The organism is Pseudomonas sp. 43A, assembly GCF_013363935.1.
In the GTDB taxonomy this organism is placed as follows: Bacteria; Pseudomonadota; Gammaproteobacteria; order Pseudomonadales; family Pseudomonadaceae; genus Aquipseudomonas; species Aquipseudomonas crudilactis.
On sequence record NZ_CP054880.1, the window covers coordinates 2744498 to 2766281 of the forward strand.

Annotated in this window: 20 protein-coding genes and 1 pseudogene; 17 read left to right on the forward strand and 4 right to left on the reverse strand. The window is 55.7% G+C overall.

The genetic code is table 11. The features are described from left to right. Window positions 1-100 precede the first annotated feature (100 nt). Window positions 101-541 carry a CBS domain-containing protein gene (locus HUW52_RS12225; protein WP_008084932.1) on the reverse strand — a complete coding sequence of 147 codons (441 nt, stop codon included), beginning with the start codon at window positions 539-541 and terminating at the stop codon, window positions 101-103. Between the two features lie 198 nt (window positions 542-739). On the opposite strand from HUW52_RS12225, the gene HUW52_RS12230 reads away from it, so the two are divergent. After that, on the forward strand, window positions 740-3100 hold the full coding sequence (locus HUW52_RS12230; RefSeq protein WP_175553770.1) for a DNA polymerase II: 2361 nt from the start codon (window positions 740-742) through the stop codon (window positions 3098-3100). Here HUW52_RS12230 and HUW52_RS12235 read toward each other — a convergent pair. Both HUW52_RS12235 and HUW52_RS12240 read right to left on the reverse strand, forming a co-directional pair. Then, the gene (locus tag HUW52_RS12235; RefSeq protein WP_175553771.1) at window positions 3065-3535 is read right to left on the reverse strand and encodes a DUF1810 domain-containing protein; all 471 of its coding nucleotides are present in this window, start codon (window positions 3533-3535) and stop codon (window positions 3065-3067) included. The two genes, HUW52_RS12230 and HUW52_RS12235, sit on opposite strands and share 36 nt — an antisense overlap. Before the next feature lie 25 nt (window positions 3536-3560). After that, on the reverse strand, window positions 3561-4382 hold the full coding sequence (locus HUW52_RS12240; protein WP_175553772.1) for an aldo/keto reductase: 822 nt from the start codon (window positions 4380-4382) through the stop codon (window positions 3561-3563). A 374-nt stretch (window positions 4383-4756) separates the two neighbouring features. Here HUW52_RS12240 and HUW52_RS12245 point away from each other — a divergent pair, with 374 nt between their 5' ends. The 15 genes and pseudogenes from HUW52_RS12245 to HUW52_RS12315 all read left to right on the forward strand — a co-directional run bounded on the left by HUW52_RS12245 (window position 4757) and on the right by HUW52_RS12315 (window position 19335). Further along, window positions 4757-5272, forward strand: a complete 516-nt coding sequence (locus HUW52_RS12245) for an Hcp family type VI secretion system effector (RefSeq protein WP_016983993.1) — start codon at window positions 4757-4759, stop codon at window positions 5270-5272. 126 nt (window positions 5273-5398) lie between these two features. Then, the gene (locus HUW52_RS12250) at window positions 5399-8305 is read left to right on the forward strand and encodes a type VI secretion system tip protein VgrG (protein ID WP_175553773.1); all 2907 of its coding nucleotides are present in this window, start codon (window positions 5399-5401) and stop codon (window positions 8303-8305) included. Continuing rightward, a complete protein-coding gene (locus HUW52_RS12255) occupies window positions 8302-12981 on the forward strand; it encodes an RHS repeat-associated core domain-containing protein (RefSeq protein WP_175553774.1) in 4680 nt (1559 codons plus the stop codon). The genes HUW52_RS12250 and HUW52_RS12255 overlap by 4 nt, the downstream gene beginning before the upstream one ends. Beyond that, window positions 12971-13456 carry a DUF4265 domain-containing protein gene (locus HUW52_RS12260; protein WP_175553775.1) on the forward strand — a complete coding sequence of 162 codons (486 nt, stop codon included), beginning with the start codon at window positions 12971-12973 and terminating at the stop codon, window positions 13454-13456. Before HUW52_RS12255 ends, HUW52_RS12260 begins: the two co-directional genes overlap by 11 nt. Window positions 13457-13535: 79 nt before the next feature. Further along, on the forward strand, window positions 13536-13799 hold the full coding sequence (locus tag HUW52_RS12265) for a hypothetical protein (protein ID WP_175553776.1): 264 nt from the start codon (window positions 13536-13538) through the stop codon (window positions 13797-13799). A 209-nt stretch (window positions 13800-14008) separates the two neighbouring features. Beyond that, complete coding sequence (locus HUW52_RS12270; RefSeq protein ID WP_175553777.1) at window positions 14009-14560, forward strand: Imm15 family immunity protein; 552 nt, start codon at window positions 14009-14011, stop codon at window positions 14558-14560. 25 nt (window positions 14561-14585) lie between these two features. Continuing rightward, window positions 14586-15017 carry a hypothetical protein gene (locus tag HUW52_RS12275; RefSeq protein ID WP_175553778.1) on the forward strand — a complete coding sequence of 144 codons (432 nt, stop codon included), beginning with the start codon at window positions 14586-14588 and terminating at the stop codon, window positions 15015-15017. Window positions 15018-15246: 229 nt separating this feature from the next. Further along, a complete protein-coding gene (locus HUW52_RS12280; protein WP_175553779.1) occupies window positions 15247-15975 on the forward strand; it encodes a hypothetical protein in 729 nt (242 codons plus the stop codon). Window positions 15976-16328: 353 nt separating this feature from the next. After that, entirely contained in the window at window positions 16329-16811 is a 483-nt protein-coding gene (locus tag HUW52_RS12285; protein WP_175553780.1) for a DUF4265 domain-containing protein, read from the forward strand. A gap of 203 nt (window positions 16812-17014) precedes the next feature. After that, on the forward strand, window positions 17015-17383 hold the full coding sequence (locus HUW52_RS12290) for a hypothetical protein (RefSeq protein WP_175553781.1): 369 nt from the start codon (window positions 17015-17017) through the stop codon (window positions 17381-17383). A gap of 109 nt (window positions 17384-17492) precedes the next feature. Beyond that, window positions 17493-17609 (forward strand): annotated as a pseudogene (locus tag HUW52_RS30780) (HNH endonuclease); the annotation flags it as partial. A 9-nt stretch (window positions 17610-17618) separates the two neighbouring features. Then, window positions 17619-18050 (forward strand): DUF4265 domain-containing protein, encoded by a 432-nt coding sequence (locus HUW52_RS12300; RefSeq protein ID WP_175553782.1) that lies wholly within the window; start codon window positions 17619-17621, stop codon window positions 18048-18050. A gap of 182 nt (window positions 18051-18232) precedes the next feature. Further along, window positions 18233-18574: a hypothetical protein gene (locus HUW52_RS12305; protein WP_371929248.1), complete on the forward strand. Its 342-nt coding sequence runs from the start codon at window positions 18233-18235 to the stop codon at window positions 18572-18574. A gap of 21 nt (window positions 18575-18595) precedes the next feature. After that, window positions 18596-18859, forward strand: coding sequence for a PAAR domain-containing protein (locus tag HUW52_RS12310; RefSeq protein WP_016984664.1), 264 nt, complete (start codon window positions 18596-18598; stop codon window positions 18857-18859). Between the two features lie 80 nt (window positions 18860-18939). Then, the gene (locus HUW52_RS12315; RefSeq protein WP_016984663.1) at window positions 18940-19335 is read left to right on the forward strand and encodes a hypothetical protein; all 396 of its coding nucleotides are present in this window, start codon (window positions 18940-18942) and stop codon (window positions 19333-19335) included. 110 nt (window positions 19336-19445) lie between these two features. Here the strand turns inward: HUW52_RS12315 and HUW52_RS12320 are convergent, their stop codons facing one another. Further along, window positions 19446-20594: an aldose epimerase family protein gene (locus HUW52_RS12320; RefSeq protein ID WP_016984662.1), complete on the reverse strand. Its 1149-nt coding sequence runs from the start codon at window positions 20592-20594 to the stop codon at window positions 19446-19448. Window positions 20595-20872: 278 nt separating this feature from the next. On the opposite strand from HUW52_RS12320, the gene HUW52_RS12325 reads away from it, so the two are divergent. Beyond that, entirely contained in the window at window positions 20873-21622 is a 750-nt protein-coding gene (locus HUW52_RS12325) for a hypothetical protein (protein WP_093433963.1), read from the forward strand. Window positions 21623-21784 lie beyond the last annotated feature (162 nt).

Below are 21784 nucleotides of genomic sequence, written 5' to 3' on the forward strand. Positions count from 1 at the left end.
TTGCTCGCGAAAGCGTAGTGTCAGTCGACGCTTGTTGTTCTGACCCACCTCTTTCGCGAGCAAGCTCGCTCCCACAGGGTTAGGGGATGATTCTGAAAAGTTATTCCCCGCGAATGTACTGCTCCAGCTGCTTGATCAGCTCTGCCTGTTCGGCAATCGCTTCCTTGACCAGGTCACCGATCGACAGCAAGCCGATCAGCTTGCCGTTCTCGACCACCGGCAAGTGGCGCAGGCGTTTGTCGGACATGATGCCCAAGCAGGTGTCGACGGTTTGGTGGGTGTCGACGGTGATCACGTTCGCCACCATGATGTCGCGCACCGGTGTGCCGACCGATGAGCGGCCATGCAGCACCAGTTTGCGCGCGTAGTCCCGCTCGCTGATGATGCCGACCACCTTATCGTCTTCGACCACCAGCAAGGCACCGACGTTTTTCTCGGCCATCTTCATCAGCGCTTCGAGCACCATGTGATCAGGTTTGATCTGGTGCACTTCCTGATTTTTCTGATCTTTGAGCTTGAGCAGTTGGGCGACGGTCTTCATGGCGGTTACTCAGGTGTTGTCGTTGTTCTCCAAGCATCGTAGACGCACGCGCGCAGGGCAAGGTGGCAAAGCGGCAGATAACACGCAAAAAACGTCATTTGCCGGGTTTTTCCGTGGCTGATGGCGATTTATCGCCAGGGCCATCCCGCGTAATGCCGCGTAGAATGCCTCTCTGATTCAATTCCTGAGGTTGCAGTGGTGGATTTACCGCAGGGCTTCGTCCTGACCCGGCATTGGCGCGACACCCCGGCCGGCACCGAAGTCGAGTTCTGGCTGGCGACCGACGCCGGGCCGCGCCGTGTGCGCTTGCCGCATCAGCCGTCGGTGGCGTTTATACCCGCCGAGCAGCGCGCAGCGGCCGAACGTCTGCTGCACGACGAAAAGAACGTCGAACTGCGCCCGCTGGCCCTGCAGGATTTTGAGCATCGCCCGGTGCTGGGTCTGTATTGCCAGCAACACGGCCAGTTGATGCGCCTGGAAACCGCCCTCAATCGCAACGGTGTCGACGTATTCGAAGCTGACGTGCGTCCACCAGAACGCTATCTGATGGAGCGTTTCATCACCGCGCCGGTGCGGTTCAGCGGCGCGCCCGATGCCGACGGCGTGTTGCTCAACGCCCAGCTCAAACCCGACCCCGATTACCGACCGAAACTACGGCTGGTCTCGCTCGACATCGAGACCACCGAAACCGGCGAGTTGTATTCCATCGCCCTCGAAGGCTGCGGCGAACGTCAGGTGTACATGCTCGGCGCGCCGAACGGCGACGCCAGCATCGTCGACTTCGACCTCGAATACTGCGACTCGCGCACCGTCATTCTGAAAAAGCTCAACGACTGGTTCGCCCGCCACGACCCCGATGCGATCATCGGCTGGAACGTCGTGCAGTTCGACCTGCGCATCCTCCACGAACACGCACGGCGCCTCGGTGTGCCGCTGAAGATCGGTCGTGGCGGCGAAGAAATGCAATGGCGTGAACACGGCAGCCGTAATCATTATTTCGCCTCGGCAGCGGGGCGGCTGATCATCGACGGCATCGAGTCCTTGCGTTCGGCAACCTGGAGTTTCCCTTCGTTCAGTCTGGAAAACGTCGCGCAAACCCTGCTCGGCGAAGGTAAGTCGATCGACAATCCGTACCAGCGCATGGACGAAATCAACCGCATGTTCGCCGAGGACAAACCGGCGCTGGCCAAGTACAACCTCAAGGACTGCGAACTGGTCACGCGGATCTTCGCCAAGACCGAACTGCTGACCTTCTTGCTCGAACGCGCCAGCGTCACTGGATTGCCGGCCGATCGCAGCGGTGGTTCGGTGGCCGCGTTCACGCATTTGTATATGCCGTTGATGCATCGACAGGGTTTTGTAGCGCCGAACCTCGGCACCAATCCGCCACAGGCCAGCCCCGGCGGGTTTGTCATGGACTCGCAACCGGGGCTTTACGAATCGGTGCTGGTGCTTGATTACAAGAGCCTTTACCCATCGATTATTCGTACCTTTCTGATCGACCCGGTCGGGCTGATAGAAGGCTTGCAACACCCGGATGACGCCGATTCCGTGGCGGGTTTTCGTGGCGCCAGATTCTCGCGCACCCGCCATTGCCTGCCGTCGATCGTCTCGCGGGTGGCCGAGGGGCGGGAGACTGCCAAGCGCGAGCACAACGCACCGCTATCGCAAGCACTGAAAATCATCATGAACGCCTTCTACGGCGTACTCGGTTCCAGTGGTTGCCGCTTCTTCGATACACGGCTGGCGTCATCGATCACCCTGCGCGGCCACGAGATCATGCTGCGCACGCGCAAGCTGATCGAAGAGCAGGGCCACGCGGTGATCTACGGCGACACCGACTCGACTTTCGTCTGGTTGCGTCGCCCGCACGGGCAGGAAGAAGCAGCGAGCATCGGTCATGCGCTGGTCAAGCATGTCAACGATTGGTGGCGCGAGCATGTGCGTGATGAATATGGCCTGGAAAGCGCCCTCGAACTGCAATTCGAAATTCACTACAAACGCTTCCTGATGCCGACCATTCGCGGTGCCGAGGAGGGCAGCAAAAAGCGCTACGCCGGACTCGTCACCCGTGCCGACGGCAGCGATGAAATGATCTACAAGGGCCTGGAAACCGTGCGCACCGACTGGTCGCTGCTGGCTCGGCAATTCCAGCAGGAACTCTACGAGCGGATTTTCCAGCGCAAGCCGTATCAGGATTATGTGCGCGACTACGTGCGCAAAACCCTCGCCGGTGAATTCGATGATCGACTGGTCTACCGCAAGCGCCTGCGTCGCACCCTCGACGATTACGAGCGCAACGTGCCGCCGCACGTGCGCGCGGCGCGGTTGGCCGATGACTACAACGCCCAGCACGGCCGCCCACGGCAATACCAGAACGGTGGCTGGATCAGCTATGTCATCACCCTGGCCGGTCCCGAGCCGCTGGAGGTGCGCCGCGCCGCCATCGACTACGACCACTACATCACTCGGCAATTGCAACCGGTGGCGGATGCGATTCTGCCGTTTGTCGACGACGACTTTTCAACCCTGATCGGGGGGCAACTGGGCCTGTTTTGAGTCCAGCAGTTGCAGCGTCCATTCATCGAGAATGCCGTGGAAGTAGCGTTCCAGCGCCTGATTGAACACGCTGTCTTCAGCGGCAAATTGGGCGAACAGGGTCATCGAGGAATGGAATTTCAGGTCATCGGGATGGCCGAAAATCTCCGCGATCGAGCGCTGTTGCACATTAAGCACAAGCTGCGCGCAGGTGCGCAGTCGGGCGCCGAGCAGCTCGTGGGCCAGATAGGCCCGGGCTTCCTCGGCTGAACCGATGGCGTAGCGCCGGGACATTTCACTGCCGCCCAGACCCGCGAACTGCGGGAAGACAAACCACATCCAGTGGCTGCGCTTGCGGCCCTCATCGAGCTCGCGTTGCACGCGCTCGAACACCGGGTCCTGAGCCTGGACAAAACGTTGCAGGTTGAACGGGTCGTACTGATCAGTGCTTCTCATCGCGAAGCCCTCGCCAGCCGCTGGCTCAAACCATGGCCAGCCGCTGCTTGCGTTGTGGCGCTTGAAACACCTGGTCCAGCGCCGCCAGATCCCCAGCCTCCAGTTGCAGTTGCGCGGCTTGTGCATTGAGTTGCACGTGTTCCGGTCGCACAGCCTTGGGAATCGCAATCACACCATCCTGACGCAGAATCCACGCCAGCGAAACCTGCGCGGGGGTTACACCATGACGAGCGGCAATCTCATTCAGCAGCGGTTCAGCCAGCATCGCGCCGCCCTGGCCGATTGGACAGTAGGCCATCAGCGGCATGCGCTGGTGTTGGCACCACGGCAGCAGATCGAATTCGATGCCGCGCTCTTCGAGGTTGTAGAGCACCTGATTGGTCGCGCAGGCCGAACTCGACAGTTCTTCGAGATCATCGACATCGAAATTCGACACGCCCCAACGGCCGATCTTGCCGTCCTCGCGCAGGCGCTCGAAGGCCTCGACGGTTTCTTCCAGCGGATACTGGCCACGCCAATGCAACAGATAGAGGTCGATGTAATCGGTCTCGAGCCGACGCAGACTGCGCTCGCAGGCCTGCGGAATGCCTTTGCGGCTGGCGTTGTGCGGGTAGACCTTGCTCACCAGAAACACCTGATCGCGCAGGCCGGCGATGGCCTCGCCGACCACGGTTTCGGCACCGCCCTCGGCGTACATTTCCGCCGTGTCGATCAGGCTCATGCCCAGCTCGATCCCCGTGCGCAGCGCCGCCACTTCACGCTTGTGCGCCGAGCGGTCTTCGCCCATGCGCCAAGTGCCCTGACCGATGACTGGAACCTGGACGCCGGCCAATTCGAGGGTACGCATGCAAACCTCCTTGCTGAATGTGTCGATACCTTTTAGTGGGCAGCAGGATAGCTCAGGGGTTCCTTCATCTACTCGTACAGGTGCGCAAGAAGTTGCGCAGTGCTTTGCCTGCTTTCACCTGGGTAAGTCTCTGCAGGCCGCGTAGCTCGTGGTCTCCAGCCAAGTGCGCAACTTCTTGCACACCACTGCGCAAGAAGTTGCGCACTTTCCCTTGTTTTTCATTGGCTTAATCACAGGAAAAGATCAGTCGATGAGCTCGGGGCCTTGATCTGTATGGGTTGCATAAAAGCTGGCATGAAGTTTGATGGCGCATAGCCATCCTTTTCAGGCAATGGTGCCTGAGAGGTATGTCTTTCAAGCAAGGAGAGCATCCCATGGCAACACCAGCGTACATGTCGGTTACCGGCGAAAAACAAGGCCTGATCACTGCCGGCGCATTCACCGCTGACTCCGTAGGCAACACCTACCAGGAAGGCCACGAAGATCAGGTTATGGTGCAGGCTTTCACCCACGACGTGATCATCCCGCGTGACCCGCAATCCGGTCAGCCAACCGGTCAGCGCGTTCACAAGCCAGTTGTGATCACCAAGGTCTACGACAAGGCTTCGCCGCTGCTGCAAGCCGCTCTGACCTCCGGCGAGCGCATGAGCGAAATCGTTATCCAGTGGTTCCGTACTTCTGCTCAAGGCACCCAAGAGCACTACTACACCACCAAACTGGAAGACGCGATCATCGTCGCCATCAACAACAAAATGCACAACTGCCAGGACCCAGGCAACGCGCACTTCACCCACCTGGAAGAAGTGCAGTTCACCTACCGCAAAATCACCTGGACCCACGAAGTTTCCGGTACTTCGGGTTCCGATGACTGGCGTGCTCCAGTCGTTTAATTACGGCTGATGGTTGTACCGCCCCGATCGGCATGACTGGTCGGGGCGGATTCACTTCTAAAGAATTTTTTGCCAATAGCCCCTTGAGGGCTGTTGCGCGTTGCAGCACTGCGCGAGGAACAAGGGATGTTCTCACCGGCCAACCAGCCTCATTTCAACCTGACCGTCGATGGCATCGACAGCGACTTTCAAGTGCTGTCGTTCACCGGTCGTGAGGCCCTCAACACGCCGTTCGAATTCGAGCTGGAACTGGTCAGCGAAAAGGCCTCGATCAACCTCGAAAGCGTGCTGCACAAACTGGCGTTTCTGCAGTTGTCGCCGAGCGGCACGGGCATTCACGGGCTGGTCTACAGCATCGCCCAGGGCGAGGCGGGCAAGCGCCTGACCCGCTACAAGATCTCCCTGCGCCCGCAACTGGCGTACCTTGCGCATCGGGTCAATCAGCGCATCTTCCAGCAGATGACCGTGCAGCAGATCATCAGTCAGGTGCTGGAAGAACACGGCATCCTCGCCAGCGACTACCACTTCCAGCTCAGCGCGATTTACCCCGAGCGTATTTACTGCGTGCAGTACGACGAGTCGGACCTGGATTTCATCCAGCGCTTGTGTGAAGAGGAGGGCATTCACTACCACTTCCAGCACACCTCTAGCGGCCACAAGCTGACCTTCGGCGATGACCAGACGGTGTTCCCGAAACTCGCGCCAGTGGCCTATCAGCAGGACTCCGGACTGGTCGCCGACAAACCGGTGGTCAAGCGCTTCGGCCTGCGCTTGGCCACCCGCACCAGCCGCACCACGCGCCGTGATTACGACTTCGTCAAACCGAAGATCGAGCTCGAAAGCGATGCCAAAAGCAGCGCGCAACCGGACCTCGAAGACTACGATTACCCGGGCCGTTTCGTCGATCGCGAGCGCGGCAAACACCTGGCCAATCGCGCGCTCGAACGTCACCGCAGTGACTACCGTCTGGCCGAGGGCAACAGCGATCAGCCGATCCTGGTCAGCGGACATTTCCTCGCCCTGACCGAGCACGCCAACCCGACCTGGAACGACCTGTGGCTGCTCACCGAAATCTTCCACGAAGGCAAGCAGCCGCAGGTGCTCGAAGAGTCGGTGACCAGCGACACCACCGACAACAAAGACGATTTCCACCAAGGCTATCGCAACCGCTTCAGCGCCATCCCGTGGGACGTGCCGTATCGTCCGCCGCTCGATCACCCGAAACCAAAAGTCCTCGGCACACAAAGCGCGGTGGTTTGCGGCCCTGAAGGCGAAGAAATCTACTGCGACCAGTATGGCCGAGTGAAGGTGCAGTTCTTCTGGGACCGCGAAGGCAAGCACGACGACATGACCAGTTGCTGGATGCGTGTCGCGTCGAGCTGGGCTGCGGAAACCTTTGGCTCGATCAACATTCCGCGGGTCGGCATGGAGGTGCTGATCACCTTCCTTGAAGGCGATCCCGATCAGCCGCTGATCACGGGTTGCCTGTACCACGGCGCGAATTTGCCGCCGTACAAACTCCCGGACTTCAAGACCCTGGCCACGGTCAAGAGCAAGGAATACAAGGGCAGCCGCGCCAACGAACTGCGCATCGACGACACCACCAGCGAGATCAGCATCGCGCTGCGCAGTGATCACGGTGCGAGTGCGATCAACCTCGGTTACCTGACCCATCCGCGCCCGAGCGGTGGCCAGCCGCGCGGCGAAGGTTTCGAACTAAGAACCGACCGCCACGGTGCGGTGCGTGCGGGTGCGGGTCTGTTGATCACCACCGAGCCGCGTCCGAACGAATCCAAGCACCACAAGGATCTGCCGGAAACCGCCGAGCGCCTCGCGACGGCCAGCGATCAGCAGGACGGTTTTGCGGTGCAGGCCAAAGAGTTGCAGGCCCAGGAGGCGGGCGATCAGGACGACGTCGCCAAAGCGTTGCACGCCCAGCATCAAGGCGTGCTCGGCAGTGGCCCGGCAAACCTCACCGCCAACGAATTCCCCGAGTTCACCGAACCGCATCTGGTCCTCGCCAGTCCCGCCGGCATTGCGCTGACCACGCCGCGTTCCAGCCACATCGCTACCGGCGAACACCTCGCGCTGAGCAGTACCGGCCACACCAGCCTGTCGATCGGCAAGCGTCTGCTCGCCAGCGCCAGCCGTGGCATGCGCCTGTTCGTGCAAAGCATGGGCTGGCGGCTGGTCGCGGCCTCCGGCGACATCGACGTACGCGCGCTGAAGGACAGCATCAACCTGCTGGCCAAACTCAACATCACCGCCAACGCCGACCGCATCACCATCACCGCGAAAACCGAACTGGTGATCCAGGGCGGCGGCAGCGCCACCACCTACAACGCCGGCGGCATCACCCACGCCACCAGCGGCCCGTACACCGCGCACGCGGCGAACTTTGCCTACACCGGGGCGAAATCTTTGGCCGGGGTATTCCCGGAACCACCGAAACCGGGCAAGGGCAACCTTGAATTGTTCAACCAGTACGCCGGGCGTCAGGGCATCAAGGAAGGCGATTACGAAGTCATCGATGCGCTGGGCAAAAGCATCAAAGGCAAGCTCGACGGCAAGGGTTTCGCCAGCGTCGCCGGCGCTGCACCGGGGCCGGCGCGCGTGTTGTTCGGCAAGGATCCGGCGGACACCTGGAGCGATGGCAGTTACATCGGCAAGCCGGAATGGCCGTTGAACCCGCCGGGGCCTGAAGAGGTGCCGAGTCAGGTGCAGGCGATGGTCGCGCAGGTGTTGCCGAGCAAGAGTTGGGACATGTTGGAGAAGGGCAAGAACATGGCGCAAACAGGGATGAGTGCGATGCAGACGGCGCAAGGTGCGATGCAAACGGCGCAGCAAGTGAAAGGTGTGGTGCAGGGCGGGGTGGCGGGGTTGCCGAAACTGGCGAGTGCGGTGTTGCCGAGTGCTTCGGGGATTTTGGGGGCGGCGGGTAAGGCGGGCAAGTTGCCGAGCCTGCCTGCACCGAGTCTGCCAAAACCTTCCTTGAAAACCCCGGGCCTGTTGGCGGGTGAGATGCTGTCATGACGACTGAAATCGTAAAACGTGAGCCTCAGGTTGCTATCGTTCCACTGAATGCTATCGACATCCAGGACGTTGCCAGCAGCGCAGCGACCTTCGATGCCTGGTTGCAATCAGCCACGGATGGTGTGGTCACCCTCGACCGGATCAAGAACGTCGCCGGCGCCTTGCCGGTTGTGGGCAACATCATGGCGTTGGTCGATGCGCTGGGTGACATCGTCACCCTGTCGAATGCCCAGAAGCGCGACCTGCTGGCGTGGGCCAGCCTGGGCATCAATCTGATCGGTGTATTGCCATTACCGCCGGCCATGGCGGCGGCGCGCATGACCCTGCGCCCGACTTTGTTTCTGGTACGCCAAGAGATGAAGGCCACCAGCAAAATGCTGCTCAGTGCATCCGTGATCGAGGTGCTGGTCGGGCACCTGAACGCCTCTATCATGGGCACCCTCGACGACTTCGTTGAACAGGCCAAAGGCAAGTTGCCCGGGATTCTTGCGGACGCTGGCAAGCTCGGCGAAGAGGTCATAAATGAGATTGCCACGGGTATCGAGGCGGTCGCTTTCGGCAATCTGGATGCCAAAGGTGATCTGAATGCGGCCAGCGCCCAGGCAAGCGCAGCAGTCGATCAATTCAAGAATGATCCGCTGGCCTCATTCAGCAATGTTTTCGGGGCTGCCGCGAGTGCTTATAAAGCGGCTGGCAAGGGCCTTGCCAACAGCGTGGCGCAAAATCTGGTACCCGATGACTTCAAGAAAAACGTCTCCGAAGAAACCAAAAAACTGCGGGTAATGGGTCCAGAGCTGCGCACCCAACTGAGCAAACTCGACGATGAGTCGGTGCAGAACTCCATTGGCTGGTTGCTACTGATCCTCTCCAGCGCCGTCACCCTGTGGCGCAAGCGCAATGCCCATGGTCAGAGCGCCGCGGTCCATCCAGACAAGACTGGACAGGCAAAGCACACGGCGTCCGATGGTCAATTGGGATCCAGTGGTCAACAGGCTCCTGCGAAAGGCGCGCCCGAGCCGAAGAAAAACGGCGCCTGCACGGGCACGTGCAACAGCATCAGTTTTGCCTTGGGTTCTGAAAGACTCAGTCATACTGATTTCAGCTTGCCGGGGCCTTTCCCTGTCGAGTGGACGCGCATATACAACTCACGCCTTGACGCCTACGATCAGAGCGAACTCGGCGCTCGCTGGATCAGCGAATTCACCACGCGCTTTGACTGCCTGGACGATGGCCTGACGTTCTACGGCGCCGACGGCCGCGACCACAGCTATCCGTTGCCTAAAGTCGGCCTGTTCCACTACGACGCCATCGAAGACATCACCCTGGTCCGCAACAGCGAAGACCAGCTGTTGCTGTGCCGTGGTTTCGAACGCAAGGAAACCTACGTCCGCCGCGGCCAGCGTTTCGTGCTGAGCAATATCTCACTGCGCAACGGCGCCGGGATGATGCTGCATTACGAACATCGTCACGGCGAACACTCGCTGCTCTCGGATCTGATCACCTATCAGGAAAACGACCTCACCAAAGTCCATTTGCACCTCGGCACGATGCTCGACGATCACGGCCGGTTTATCGGCCTCTGGCAGATCGTTGACGGCGAACCGCTGCGCCAGCTCTGCGCCTATCAGTACGACACCTGTGGCGACCTGATTCAGGCGCAGGACGAGAACGGCGCCGTCTGGTCGTATCAGTTCGAGCATCACCTGATCACCCGCTACACCGACCGCACCGGGCGCGGCATGAACCTGCAGTGGGATGGCCAGAGCGCCAAGGCCAAAGCCGTGCGCGAATGGGCCGACGACGGTAGTTTCGACACGCGCCTGGAATGGGACGAAAACATCCGTCTGACCTACGTCACCGATGCCCTCGGCAACGAGACCTGGCACTACTACGACATCCTTGGCTACATCTATCGCATCCGCTACGCCGACGAGCGTTCGGAATGGTTCTTCCGCGACGAGGCGAAGAACATCGTGCGCCGCGTCAATGCCGACGGCAGCACCGATCGCTACAGCTACGATGAACGCAGCAACTTGCTCGAACACATCCGCGCCGATCACACCGTGATGCATTACGCCTACGACGATCAGGACCTGCTGATCAAGATCAGCGATGCCGAGGGCGGACAATGGCAGCGCGCCTATGACGATCAAGGCAACCTGGTCGAAGCGCTCGATCCGCTCGGCAACAAAACCGAATACGCCTACAACAAATCCGGCCAGCCCACCGCGATCAAGGACGCCAACGGCAACGAAAAAACGTTGGACTACAACGACGCCGGGCAACTGGTCGAGTACGTCGATTGCTCGGGCAAGACCAGCACGTGGGAATACAACGAACTGGGGCAGATGATCTGCTTCACCGACGCTGCCGGAAACACCACCGAATACGAATACAAGGCCGGCCAATTGGTGTTGATCAAGCACCCGGACAAGACCGAAGAGCGCTTTGAGCGAGACGCCGAAGGTCGGTTGTTGGCGCACGTTGATGGACTTGATCGTTGCACCACGTGGAGCTACAGCGCCGCCGGTTTGATCGCCGAACGCATCGACGCTGCCGAACAAACCCTGCGCTATCGCTGGGACCGTCTCGGACGGTTAACAGCCCTGGAAAACGAAAACGAACAACGCGCGCACTTCCACTACGACCCGGTCGGACGGCTGCTCGAAGAGCGCGGTTTCGATGGGCGCAGCACGCGTTATCAGTACGACCCGCTCACCGGACGCCTCGCCCAATCGATCAATGGCCAACGCGTCATCTCGTTGAGCTTCGACCCGATGGGCCGTTTGACCGAACGTCGTGCCACCCTGGGCGACCAGTCGCAAAGCGAGACTTTCGCTTACGATGGCAACGGCAACCTGGTGCTGGCCGACAACGCCGACAGCCGCCTGCAATGGTTCCACGACCCGGCCGGCAATCTGCTGCGCGAGCACCAGCATTATCTCGGACTGGAAAAGCCCACGGTCGCGATCTGGCGGCATGAATACGACGTGCTTAACCAGTGTATCGCCACGACCCGTCCAGACGGCCACCGTGTCAGTTGGTTGACCTACGGCAGTGGCCACTTGCTGGGCCTAAGACTGGACGATCATGAACTGGTTGGCTACGAGCGTGACGACCTGCACCGCGAAATCGCCCGCCATCAAGGCAACCACCTGGTGCAAACCCAAAGCTGGGATCCGGTTGGTCGCTTGCAGGAGCAATTGCTGGGACGCAGCGACGACAAATCCATGCTGCTCAAACGCGAATACACCTACGACGCGGCCGGCCAACTGACTAACATCAACGACAGCCGCCGTGGCCCGCTCGCCTATCGCTACGATCCCGTTGGCCGACTGCTCAGCGCCGTGACGCGTCAAGGCGTGGAAACCTTTGCCTTCGACCCGGCCGGCAACCTGCTCGACGACAAGGCGACAGAAATTCGCCGCCCACTGGACCTGACCCCACCGCGCAGCAAACTGGTCGACAACCTGCTGCGCGAATACGCCGGCACCCACTACGACTACGACGAACGCGGCAACCAGATCCAGCGCTGGCACAACGGCCAACGCAGTGATCTACGTTGGGATCTGTTTGATCGATTGGTGCATTTCGAAGACACGCGCCTGAGCGTGGATTTTGCCTACGACGCACTGGGACGCCGCCTGCACAAAAACTCCCGCGCGCACTACAAACAGCGTCCAGAAGCAGGCTCTCTCTGGAACAGAAACGAACACGCGCGCAAACAACGCGAACTCGGCTGCGGATTCACCTTGTACGGCTGGGACGGCGACAACCTCGCGTGGGAAAGCAGCCCGGCACAAAGCGATGGCGAGCCCGGCCGCACGGTGCACTACGTCTTCGAACCGGGGACTTTTGTCCCTGTTGCCCAGGCTGTGCGGCACGCGCCGATCGATCTGATTGGGCTGCCGGACTACAGTGGTGAATACAGCCTCGATGAAGACCCGATGTGGAATCACAAGGCAACGGCGTTACCGTTTGATGCGTTGGCCTGGTACCAGTGTGATCACCTCGGCACGCCGCAGGAATTGACGGATTCCCAAGGCAACATGGCGTGGACCGCGCAGTACAAGGCGTGGGGACAGGTGACGGAGCAGCGTTCGGAGTGGGCGCGGCAACATGGCGTGAAGAACCCGATACGGTTCCAGGGGCAGTATCACGATCACGAGACGGGGCTGCATTACAACCGGTATCGATATTATGATCCTGCGGTAGGAAGGTTCCTTAGCAAAGACCCGATAGGATTTGCGGGCGGAACCAATCTTCATCAGTACGCACCGAATCCTACAGAGTGGATCGATCCACTTGGGTTGGCGAGAAAGGCTCCCTCCAAGTTTGCCAAGCGGGATGGTGAAGGTGCGAGCGCTGCTGATATCGCAGCCAGTAAAATTGATGGAGGCCATCGCCGGGGCCAAGAAGCATGCCGAGAGGAACTATTGGAGGAAAGCGGCTCGGATGACTATGTATGTTGGCGATGTGGCGGTAGTTCGAAAAACCCTAAAGATATGCATTTGGGGCACACCAACGTCCCGACCTCCAAGGGTGGTAACCTTGCGAGGGTTAACATCGCTCTTGAAGGCGCTTCGTGTAATCTGAGTGCTGGTAGTAGTGGTTATGTCAAAGAAGGCATGTCGTGTGTTGAACGTGGAAGCTGTGGAGCACCCTATGGTCGATGATCAATCAGCAGAACTTATCCGTGTGTATGCCGGAAAAAACTCAAAAGGTCCGGTATTTGAACAGCTACCGGCTCGCAAAATTGACGAACATACATATGAGCTTCTGTCTTCCCCGGGGCTGGCTTTGAATCTGGCACGAGGAGATATAATTTCGTTAGAAAATCCTCAGACACACGCCGAGGTTTTGAAGAGGGGGGGTAATTTTTGTATCCACATCTACTCCAAACACATTTCGCCAGAGCGGCTGGAGGTGCTTGAGGCGGATGTTGCAAATGAGCTCAACGGTACCTTGGACGGCGTATATAGGGGGAATTTGTCATTAGCAATTCCTGCGAAAAATGGAATGGATAGAATTGCGAATTTTTTTAACGCCTTCCATGAACAGACCGGGGTTCAGTGGTACTACGCGAACATCTACAAAAATATCGATGATGCAGAAGACGAAACGCTGCTCAATTGGTGGTTGGATAGTTAGAGGGGAATGACTGGAATAAGAATGTGGATTATTTTCGCCAGTAGAACCAGCAGGGGTAGTGAATTTTTCGGGAGCTGCCGTGAAGGAGAGTGCGGAGTTGCGTCCCAGTCAGTCTCAGATAAATATTCGTGAGAAGGACGAACTGGTGGTGCATGCTCCTGAGGAAATGGGTGCCGTCGCCTTGCAGACTATAGGCCAGTCCCCGGTTTATGGCAGCAGAGTTGACTGCCTGAAGGAAGGACTGTTAGCTGGTTCATACACTGCGGTGAGTATTCAGCGGCGGTTGTTTTCTAAACGCACGTTAACTGCTCTGGGACAGACCACGTTTCTGAAGGTTTTTTAAGCGTGGTTTTCCTGATTCGAAAGCTTGAATTGTTCGTGGATAGACCGAGTTTTTTGAATCTTTGAGAGATATTACCCAAAGTTCAACGTCTAGTACGGTAATGAATGGTCACCCGGACTCGGTATCAGTACGACATAGCGACCGGGCGCCTATAGAAGATTTCGATCAGACTTGGAGTGGTTGAACTATCCCGGATGAGCATTCCTTAAATGAAGCTGGCCGAAATTTATAGAAAAATTATAAGCGAAGAACCCTATAAAGATATGGGTGTATTCTTTGAGAGTTACGAGAGCTTCGAAGAGAAACCGCTTGTGTCTAGATGCAAGCGGTTGGATTTTCTAAAAAAAGAGATGAGCAACGATAAGGTTTCGGAAGTGCTGGCGGGGGGCGCTATCTTTCTGATGAATCTGATAAAGATAATGGGTGAAACGGACAAGTGTAGTTTCTATGCCATCACTTTTACGGATTTTTATGGAATAGATGAGCGGGAGGTTCTTGTCCCCAATATTTTTGTTTATCCCGGGGCTGCTTCAGTTGGATTTATCGATAAGATAAAAGAAAATAGCGCAATTGCCGCGTCGAAAGAAATGAAAGAGGTGATGAATAAATTTCATAAAATAGGTGGCGAAGCTATCTTCGATTTTTATGAAAGTAGATTTTCTGACTCCGCATGTGATGAGGAAATTATTAGGGTCTTTGCCGTACCCAAAGAGGTGGATACTAGGGTTGGCAATTCGAGCTTCCGAAGTCTTAGGCCTTAAAGCGCTGTGGGTGAATAAAGCTGGGATGAATTCAATTGATTTTAAGAGATATAACGTTGGCTCGATTATTCGTCCAGCAGATAATTTCGACGCGCTTAAGCAGCAGATCGGATTTTTGGTAAAGGTTGTGGATGCATTGGATATCAAATTCTCTGATTGCGAGAATGATCCTTTGCGTCTTGCTAAGGACTATGTGGATGGCAGGATCCCCATTGACACCTGTGAGGCTGAGGCTGCGGTTTGGTGGGCAAAACTCGATGAAAAAGGCGCAATACGAGACTTTCAAGATAGGGGCGTATTACTGGCGCGGCTAGCTATCTGCCTGCTGTCAAATGATGAAGATGATGTTTCTGTAATGGGAGACAATCTTTCATGGTTTTTTGAGGTACTGGGATTCTTGAAAGTGGATATGACGATGCCAATGAGAATGATGATTGAGTATTTTGAATTTAAATGAATTTAAAGATCGCTAGGTAGGGAGCCGTGTAGTAGCACTATGAGGCCAAACTTACCGGTTACGCTGGGACGGCAACAAACTCACCTTTGAACGCAGCCCGACTCAAAGCGATGGAGAACCAGGTCGCACCGTGCACTACGTCTGTGAACGTGCACTTTTGTCCTGTTGTTCAGGCTGTACGGCATGCGCCGATCATACAAAGATCCCTATAGCTCAAGCGGGCCGATAAATGAATTTTGATCATATTATTTTTATTGCGAGCACCGACTGCTTTTCAGCAAAGCTCTTAGGGGAGCATTTTGCTGATAATCTTGATGGCATAAAGAATATCGCCAGAGCGGCGACTTTGGAGTTAATGAATGGAGATGCTGACTATTACTACGATGCAGATTTTAGAGAGGAAAGAATAAGTAAGACAAGAAGCGCTTTTGTCCAAAAGCTCTCGATGCTTAGCGATTCAATTTCTGGAAGATTTGCTGAGCTTGACTCAATTGCTAACCAGCGAGCACTAAGCCAGAGAGCCAATTCGATTCAAGTAATAAAGAGCGTGTCTGCCAGAACATATTGGTTGAATGTCGATGACTTCCAGATTGAAATTTCTGACGAATTAATCGAGGCAGTCATTCAGGCTCAGCTTATAGAAGTGCCTTTAGACAAAGAAACAGATCTTGCTTGGGAAGAAATTCATGAGCGATGGGAGTATTCATCATCCGAGTGGGATAAATACATAAAAAATATTATGAAAGACGTTCCTAACGCGATCTGTGCGATATTTAACGATCTTTACAACTCGCCGCTTTCTTTAAGCTACCTGAATGTCTGGAGTGAAAGATTGTCAAAAAAACACTTTGTGACTCTGATTAAGGCCATTGAAGATGAAGCTTTCTTGGAAATGGAAAAAATCGATAAGGGTTACGCAGAACTGGTCAGGCCTATTATGAAACAGTTTTGCGACTGAAGGGTTTTTAACGGGCAGATCACGGTTTTAATACTATTTAAATCCAGTCTGTGCCTGTTAAGTTTCGGCGAGTAAAGATGGTGGCGAAGTTCGAATAGGGCAGAGCTTGTTGAGAAAGAAAGTTGCTGAAAACAAACCTGCCGGCGTTTTCACATGCTGGCGCTGCCAACACACCACAACTAACCCAGACGATATGCACTTAGGACACAAGAATGTGCCCACCTCAAAAGGAGGAAACCTGGAAGACGTCAACGTGGATCTTGAGGGAGCATCGTGTAACCTTAGCGCAGGGAATAGTGGTTACGTCAAGGAAGGGATGTCGTGTGTTGAACGTGGAAGCTGTGGAGCCCCTTATGGAAGATAAGCAATCACCTGTGCTGATTTCGGTATATATGGCAGACGACGATGGCGCAGTCCGTGAGGAACTGCTCGCTCGTAAAATTGGTGAAGATACTTACGAGCTACTCTCATCGCCTGGGTTAGCGCAAAATCTGGCGAGAGGAGATATTGTTTCAATTAAGGATAAAAATGCACCTGCAGAGGTACTAAAGCGAGGTGGTAACTTCTGTATTCAAATCTATGCAGACTATATTTCCCCGGAGGATGTAACTACGCTTGAGAATGATGTCATTCGAGAGTTAGATGGTACATTAGATGGTTTATGCGAGGGAGTGTTAGCATTAGCTATCCCTGCAAAGAATGGAATGGAGAAAATCAACGCTTTTTTTGATAAGTTTCGTGAAAAAACCGGCGTCGAATATTATTATGCGAACGTCTATAAAAGTCTTGACGATGACAGTGATGAGACGCTTTTGTACTGGTGGTTGGATAGCTGACGGCTGATTAGTGAATAGCTTGCAGCCATCTGCTCGAGCTTGTGTTTAATTAATAAAGTTCTCGGAGATAGACTGCGTTTGGAGAGTTAATTAAGCGTAGTCTGCCCGGTAAAAACGACACTCCAGGCTCGTGGCTACTTCGCCGGGATTAAAGCCAGCGTGGGTGCCAGTACCTCAACACCTTCCAAGAGATGGGTCGATAAATGAGTGCACCCACTAATCACCAAGCTTATGCCAAGAACAAATTGCTCGTAGAGGCCATCGATCGACGTGACTCGTCTACGCTTGAGCAAGATTTTGGAATATCCAGCTCGGTTGTTGATGAGATTTATGAGTGTATCGATGATTATTTCGTTAAAGACACCAAGATATCCATCGCGCCTGGAGAAAAAGCTTTTGATTTAAGCATAAAAGGTCGACCTTACATTGATGTATATGAAACTAATGAAAAAGCGCTCGGGTTAGAATGTGTTATTTTTGCTGATGGCGCATCCGGTGAAGCGATTCTTCACCTTGAGGTTTCCGAAGTTAATGGGATGCTAATGGTGTATTACAAGAACATTGGTTTCTGAGGGCTCACAGGAAGTCCCCTGCGGGAGACTGTATTTGAAAAGAATAATGAAACGTAGTCTGTACCGGTAAAACTGTACGGCATCAGCGTGGGGTACGGCCCCCGACAATGAAGCGCACATCGACCATATCATTCCCAAATCGAAAAACGGCTCGGGTACGCAAGAAGATGGTCAGGTACTATGCCGTATATGCAACCTCGACAAGAGCGACTCTTACATGCCTTAAGGATCCGAAATGGAAAAAGTTTTTTTTAGATTAACCGTCACGGATGACTATCCCCCTGTCTCAAGCGAGAGTGTTTGGGCAGAGTCATTGCTCTCCGGATCATTCACTGTCAAAAACATACCGTTCTACTCCAAGGATGCTTGTTTCGATGACGAGATTCTGGCTAGAGCGGGAGCCGACGGTGAGCGTTATTTTGAAAGGGTGATCACAAGCAGTGGAAACAGCACTATTCGAATTATCTTTTTTGATGTTGGGAAACCTCATATATCCATTGTCCTGAAGAAACTGGTCGCTATGGGATGCACCTGGGAAGGAGTGAATGAAAATTTCTTTTCCGTAAATATTCCCGTAAGTGTTTCTCTTGATGAAGTGATCGAGTACCTGTGTGAGGGAGAGGACAACGAGTGGTTGGATTATGAATACGGACTCCTTCGCCAGTAGGTTTTGATGATCTATTGAATATTGGAGCCGGAGGCTGGCTCAGGCTGTGTTTGGTGCCTACAGATCAGGATGCCAAACTTTGCAATAACATGATGACGAAACGTTGTAGAACTGGTGGCTCGAAAACTGACGATCCCGAGCCACCCATCGAATGGTATAGGGTCGATAAGCAAGGAGTCGCTGTGAGCGAACAAGATCAGAGATATCCCAGCGCTTTCCAGAGCGCGATATGCGAAAAATACGGGATGTCAGTGCTACCACCCGAGGGCATGGTCGCTATCGCCATCGAGTCGCTTGGAAATACACCCATTTACGGCACACGCATTCGATTGCCGTATGGGGGGAATGTCAGCTGGTTCATTCACTGCGGCACGCATTCGACTGCGATAGATTTTTACCAGCCGATTTGTATTGAACATTTACCCGAAATGCTACCGCTGGTTATGAAGTATCTATGCTTGCCCACGGGCGCAAAATTCATCATCGATACCCAAGGGTACGAAGACGTTTGGATGGCTGAGTAACTTGGTCAAAGGAGTGACAACATGAAAGACACCATTCGCTTGGGCGACTCCACCACTCACGGTGGCAAAGTCCTCGAAGCCTTCTCCCAGACTGACCTCAACGGCAAGCCCATCGCCGGGGTTGGCCACAAAGTCAGCTGTCCTCTGTGCAAAGGCATTTTTCCAATTGCCGAAGGCAGCAGCACTTACACCGTCGATGGCACGCCCATCGCGCTGGACGGCATGAAAACCGCCTGCGGGGCCGCGCTGATTGCCAGTGGCCCGAAAGGAGCGGTGGTCAGTTGAATCCGCGAGGGTGAGCTCTTCGTTCGCCCTCAGGAATACTGCAAGTAAACAACCTGGCTTCATCCATTAAAGGAATAAACATGAAGAACACCGCTTTGATCCTCGCACTGACCGCCGCTCTCGGCACCGTCAATGTTGCTCACGCAGAAGGACCGGACGCCGCTACGTTGAAAGGGATGTACGACACTGGGCGCAACATGTCCGGTCTGATTAACCATTGCGTTGACAAAGGTTTCCTGAAAGCTGAAAGCGCTACGAACGCCAATAAAATGGTGGCGTTTGTTGCCGGTATTCCAGGGCAGATGGACAAGAGCGACGGCGATAAGAACGAGGCCCATGGTCGCAAGGGTGAAGTATTGGACGATGGTCAATACAAAAACCTGGAGGCCAATCTGCCGCCGAGTCTGACGCTGAAGCAGTGGTGCGAGCAGGCGGATCAAGGCATGCGCCAGGGATTGGAGCGTGTGGGTCTGTAATCTCCTTGGTGATTGATCGTTCCCACGCGCAACAATGGAATGCCTCAAGGGACGCTCCGCGTTCCAGTTCGCGAAGGGACGCGGAGCGTGGGAACGATCAGCGTTGGAGGTTATTTGGCGGAGAACTTCAACACCACGCTGTGGCTGTAAGTCTGCCCCGGATCAAGGCGTGTACTCGGGAAGTTAGGCTGATTCGGTGAATCCGGATAGTGCTGAGTCTCCAGGGTAAACGCGCCCCAGTGCGGATACACCTTGCCACCCTTGCCCTTGACCGTGCCGTCGAGGAAGTTGCTGGTATAGAACTGCACACCCGGTTCCGTGGTGAACAACTGCAGCACGCGACCAGATTGCGGATCGCTCACCTCAGTCGCAACTTTGCCGATATCGCCCTTGGTATCCAGCGCCCAGTTGAAATCAAACCCACCTTGTTTCGGCTCGGCGAATTTCAACTGCGGATGATCCGCCTTGATGTGCGTGCCGATCGCGGTTGGTTTGCTGAAGTCCATCGGCGTGCCGGCCACGGGTGCCAGTTCGCCGGTCGGGATCAGTTTGGCGGTGACCGGGGTGTAATGGCTGGCGTGCAGGGTGGCGACCTGTTTGAGGATGTCGCCATTGCCGGCGCCGGCGAGGTTGAAGTAGCTGTGGTTGGTCAGGTTGAGCACGGTCGGTTTGTCGGTGCTGGCCTTGTAGTCGATGCGCAACTCGTTGTTGTCGGTGAGGCGATAGGTCACTTCGGTGGTGAGGTTGCCGGGGAAGCCCATTTCACCGTCCGCCGAGAGATAGGTCAGGGTCACGCCGACTGAGTCCTTGTCCTTGGTTTCCTGGGCCTTCCAGACTTTCTTGTCGAAGCCCAGAGTGCCGCCGTGCAGCGCGTTGGTCTTGTCGTTTTGCGGCACTTGATAGCGCTTGCCGTCGAGTTCGAACGCACCTTCGGCGAGGCGATTGCCGAAGCGGCCGATGGTCGCGCCGAAGTAGGCGATGCCTTTCTGGTAGCCCTGTACATCGTCGAAGCCGAGCACAACGTCGTCGAACTTGCCGTGCTTGTCCGCCACTTTCAGCGATTGCAGGGTCGCGCCGTAGGTGATGACGGTGGCTTGCATGCCGTGGCTGTTGCGCAGGATGTATTGCTCGACGGGCGTGCCGTCATTGGTTTTGCCGAAAGCTTTGTGTTCGGCGCTGAGGCCGGCCGCGTTGGCGGAAAGGGTGGCGATCATCAGGGACAGTCCGAGGCCGGAGAGCAGGTGACGGGATTGAAGCATGGTTGACCTTCCTTTTTGTTGTTGTTTTTGAAAGCGGCGTTCTATCGGTATGTTAATCACCGAAAAAACAAAGTAGTCATACTAAATACTCATCAGGTGAAAATTTATAGCTGATTAATCGTTTATTTCAACAATAAAGACAGACTAAATTGCAGGTCGTAGTAGGTGGAAGGACGACCGGGCATTCGGCGCACTGCACTTTTTCGCAATCGGCGGCTCTATCCATGGCCAGGATGCGGTGACTCCCGCCGCACAGGAATGTGCCTGTTCGAGATTTCATGCCGAGAGTTTTTGCCCTGATCGCTGCTTTTTTCCGCCGCCCGTGCCTGTTGCTGGCGTGTTTGTCGTCGCTGCTGTTCAGCGGTTGCAGTCACCAGGACGGCAACGGCTTCTTCAACCAGATGCGTGAAGGGAAGCCGCAGGAATTCCTGCAGACCAGCGTCGACCGCATGGCCACGCTGGCGATGCGCGACAACCTCAGCAGTCTTTACCGCTTGCAAGCCAAGCTGTACCTGCGCAACCCGGACGAGCTGCGCAAGTCAGGGTTTCTCAACATCCATGCTGCGGTGAAACAGGTGCGGATGGCCGTCGAGCAGCAACAGCCGCTGCCGGTGCTGGGTGGTCGCAAGGATCTGGCGGCGCTGAGCTATGCGATGAGCCCGGAGTTTCTTGGTGACCGCGTCGGCGCATTCATCTATGCGATCGGCAGCATGCTGGTCACCGCCCATGGCAATCGCACCGAGTTCTATATGACGGACGCGATCAACCCGACGTTCGTTCACAACGCTGCACGCAATATCGAAAAAGCCACGTGGATTTTGTCCCAGCGACAGAACAAGGAAGGTCAGCCGCTGCTGTTTTCCAACGAGATCTCGGAGGAGGGCAGCAACCTGAGCTTCGCCACCGAGTTCGGCAAAATCGTTGCGCGACTGGACCTGATCACGCAGATGCTTGATGAGCGTTACCGACGGATCGGCCTTAACTACGCGCAGAGTTTGCTGTTCCTGAATTTCTTGCCGGTGCAGTGAGTGCAGAGCACCAATGTGGGAGCGAGCTTGCTCGCGAATGCGGTGGATCAATCAACACTTCCACGCCTGAAAGACCGCATTCGCGAGCAAGCTCGCTCCCACATTGATCGAATAGTGAAGGTTGTTCTTGTATACAATCCGTCACCGCTATTGATCAAAATG

Bases quoted from the DNA above. Each gene is read 5' to 3' on its own strand.
- HUW52_RS12225 (WP_008084932.1), bottom strand. From the start codon at position 541: ATGAAGACCGTCGCCCAACTGCTCAAGCTCAAAGATCAGAAAAATCAG.
- HUW52_RS12235 (WP_175553771.1), bottom strand. From the start codon at position 3,535: ATGAGAAGCACTGATCAGTACGACCCGTTCAACCTGCAACGTTTTGTC.
- HUW52_RS12240 (WP_175553772.1), bottom strand. From the start codon at position 4,382: ATGCGTACCCTCGAATTGGCCGGCGTCCAGGTTCCAGTCATCGGTCAG.
- HUW52_RS12245 (WP_016983993.1), top strand. From the start codon at position 4,757: ATGGCAACACCAGCGTACATGTCGGTTACCGGCGAAAAACAAGGCCTG.
- HUW52_RS12250 (WP_175553773.1), top strand. From the start codon at position 5,399: ATGTTCTCACCGGCCAACCAGCCTCATTTCAACCTGACCGTCGATGGC.
- HUW52_RS12255 (WP_175553774.1), top strand. From the start codon at position 8,302: ATGACGACTGAAATCGTAAAACGTGAGCCTCAGGTTGCTATCGTTCCA.
- HUW52_RS12260 (WP_175553775.1), top strand. From the start codon at position 12,971: ATGGTCGATGATCAATCAGCAGAACTTATCCGTGTGTATGCCGGAAAA.
- HUW52_RS12270 (WP_175553777.1), top strand. From the start codon at position 14,009: ATGAAGCTGGCCGAAATTTATAGAAAAATTATAAGCGAAGAACCCTAT.
- HUW52_RS12275 (WP_175553778.1), top strand. From the start codon at position 14,586: ATGAATTCAATTGATTTTAAGAGATATAACGTTGGCTCGATTATTCGT.
- HUW52_RS12280 (WP_175553779.1), top strand. From the start codon at position 15,247: ATGAATTTTGATCATATTATTTTTATTGCGAGCACCGACTGCTTTTCA.
- HUW52_RS12285 (WP_175553780.1), top strand. From the start codon at position 16,329: ATGGAAGATAAGCAATCACCTGTGCTGATTTCGGTATATATGGCAGAC.
- HUW52_RS12290 (WP_175553781.1), top strand. From the start codon at position 17,015: ATGAGTGCACCCACTAATCACCAAGCTTATGCCAAGAACAAATTGCTC.
- HUW52_RS12300 (WP_175553782.1), top strand. From the start codon at position 17,619: ATGGAAAAAGTTTTTTTTAGATTAACCGTCACGGATGACTATCCCCCT.
- HUW52_RS12310 (WP_016984664.1), top strand. From the start codon at position 18,596: ATGAAAGACACCATTCGCTTGGGCGACTCCACCACTCACGGTGGCAAA.
- HUW52_RS12315 (WP_016984663.1), top strand. From the start codon at position 18,940: ATGAAGAACACCGCTTTGATCCTCGCACTGACCGCCGCTCTCGGCACC.
- HUW52_RS12320 (WP_016984662.1), bottom strand. From the start codon at position 20,594: ATGCTTCAATCCCGTCACCTGCTCTCCGGCCTCGGACTGTCCCTGATG.
- HUW52_RS12325 (WP_093433963.1), top strand. From the start codon at position 20,873: ATGCCGAGAGTTTTTGCCCTGATCGCTGCTTTTTTCCGCCGCCCGTGC.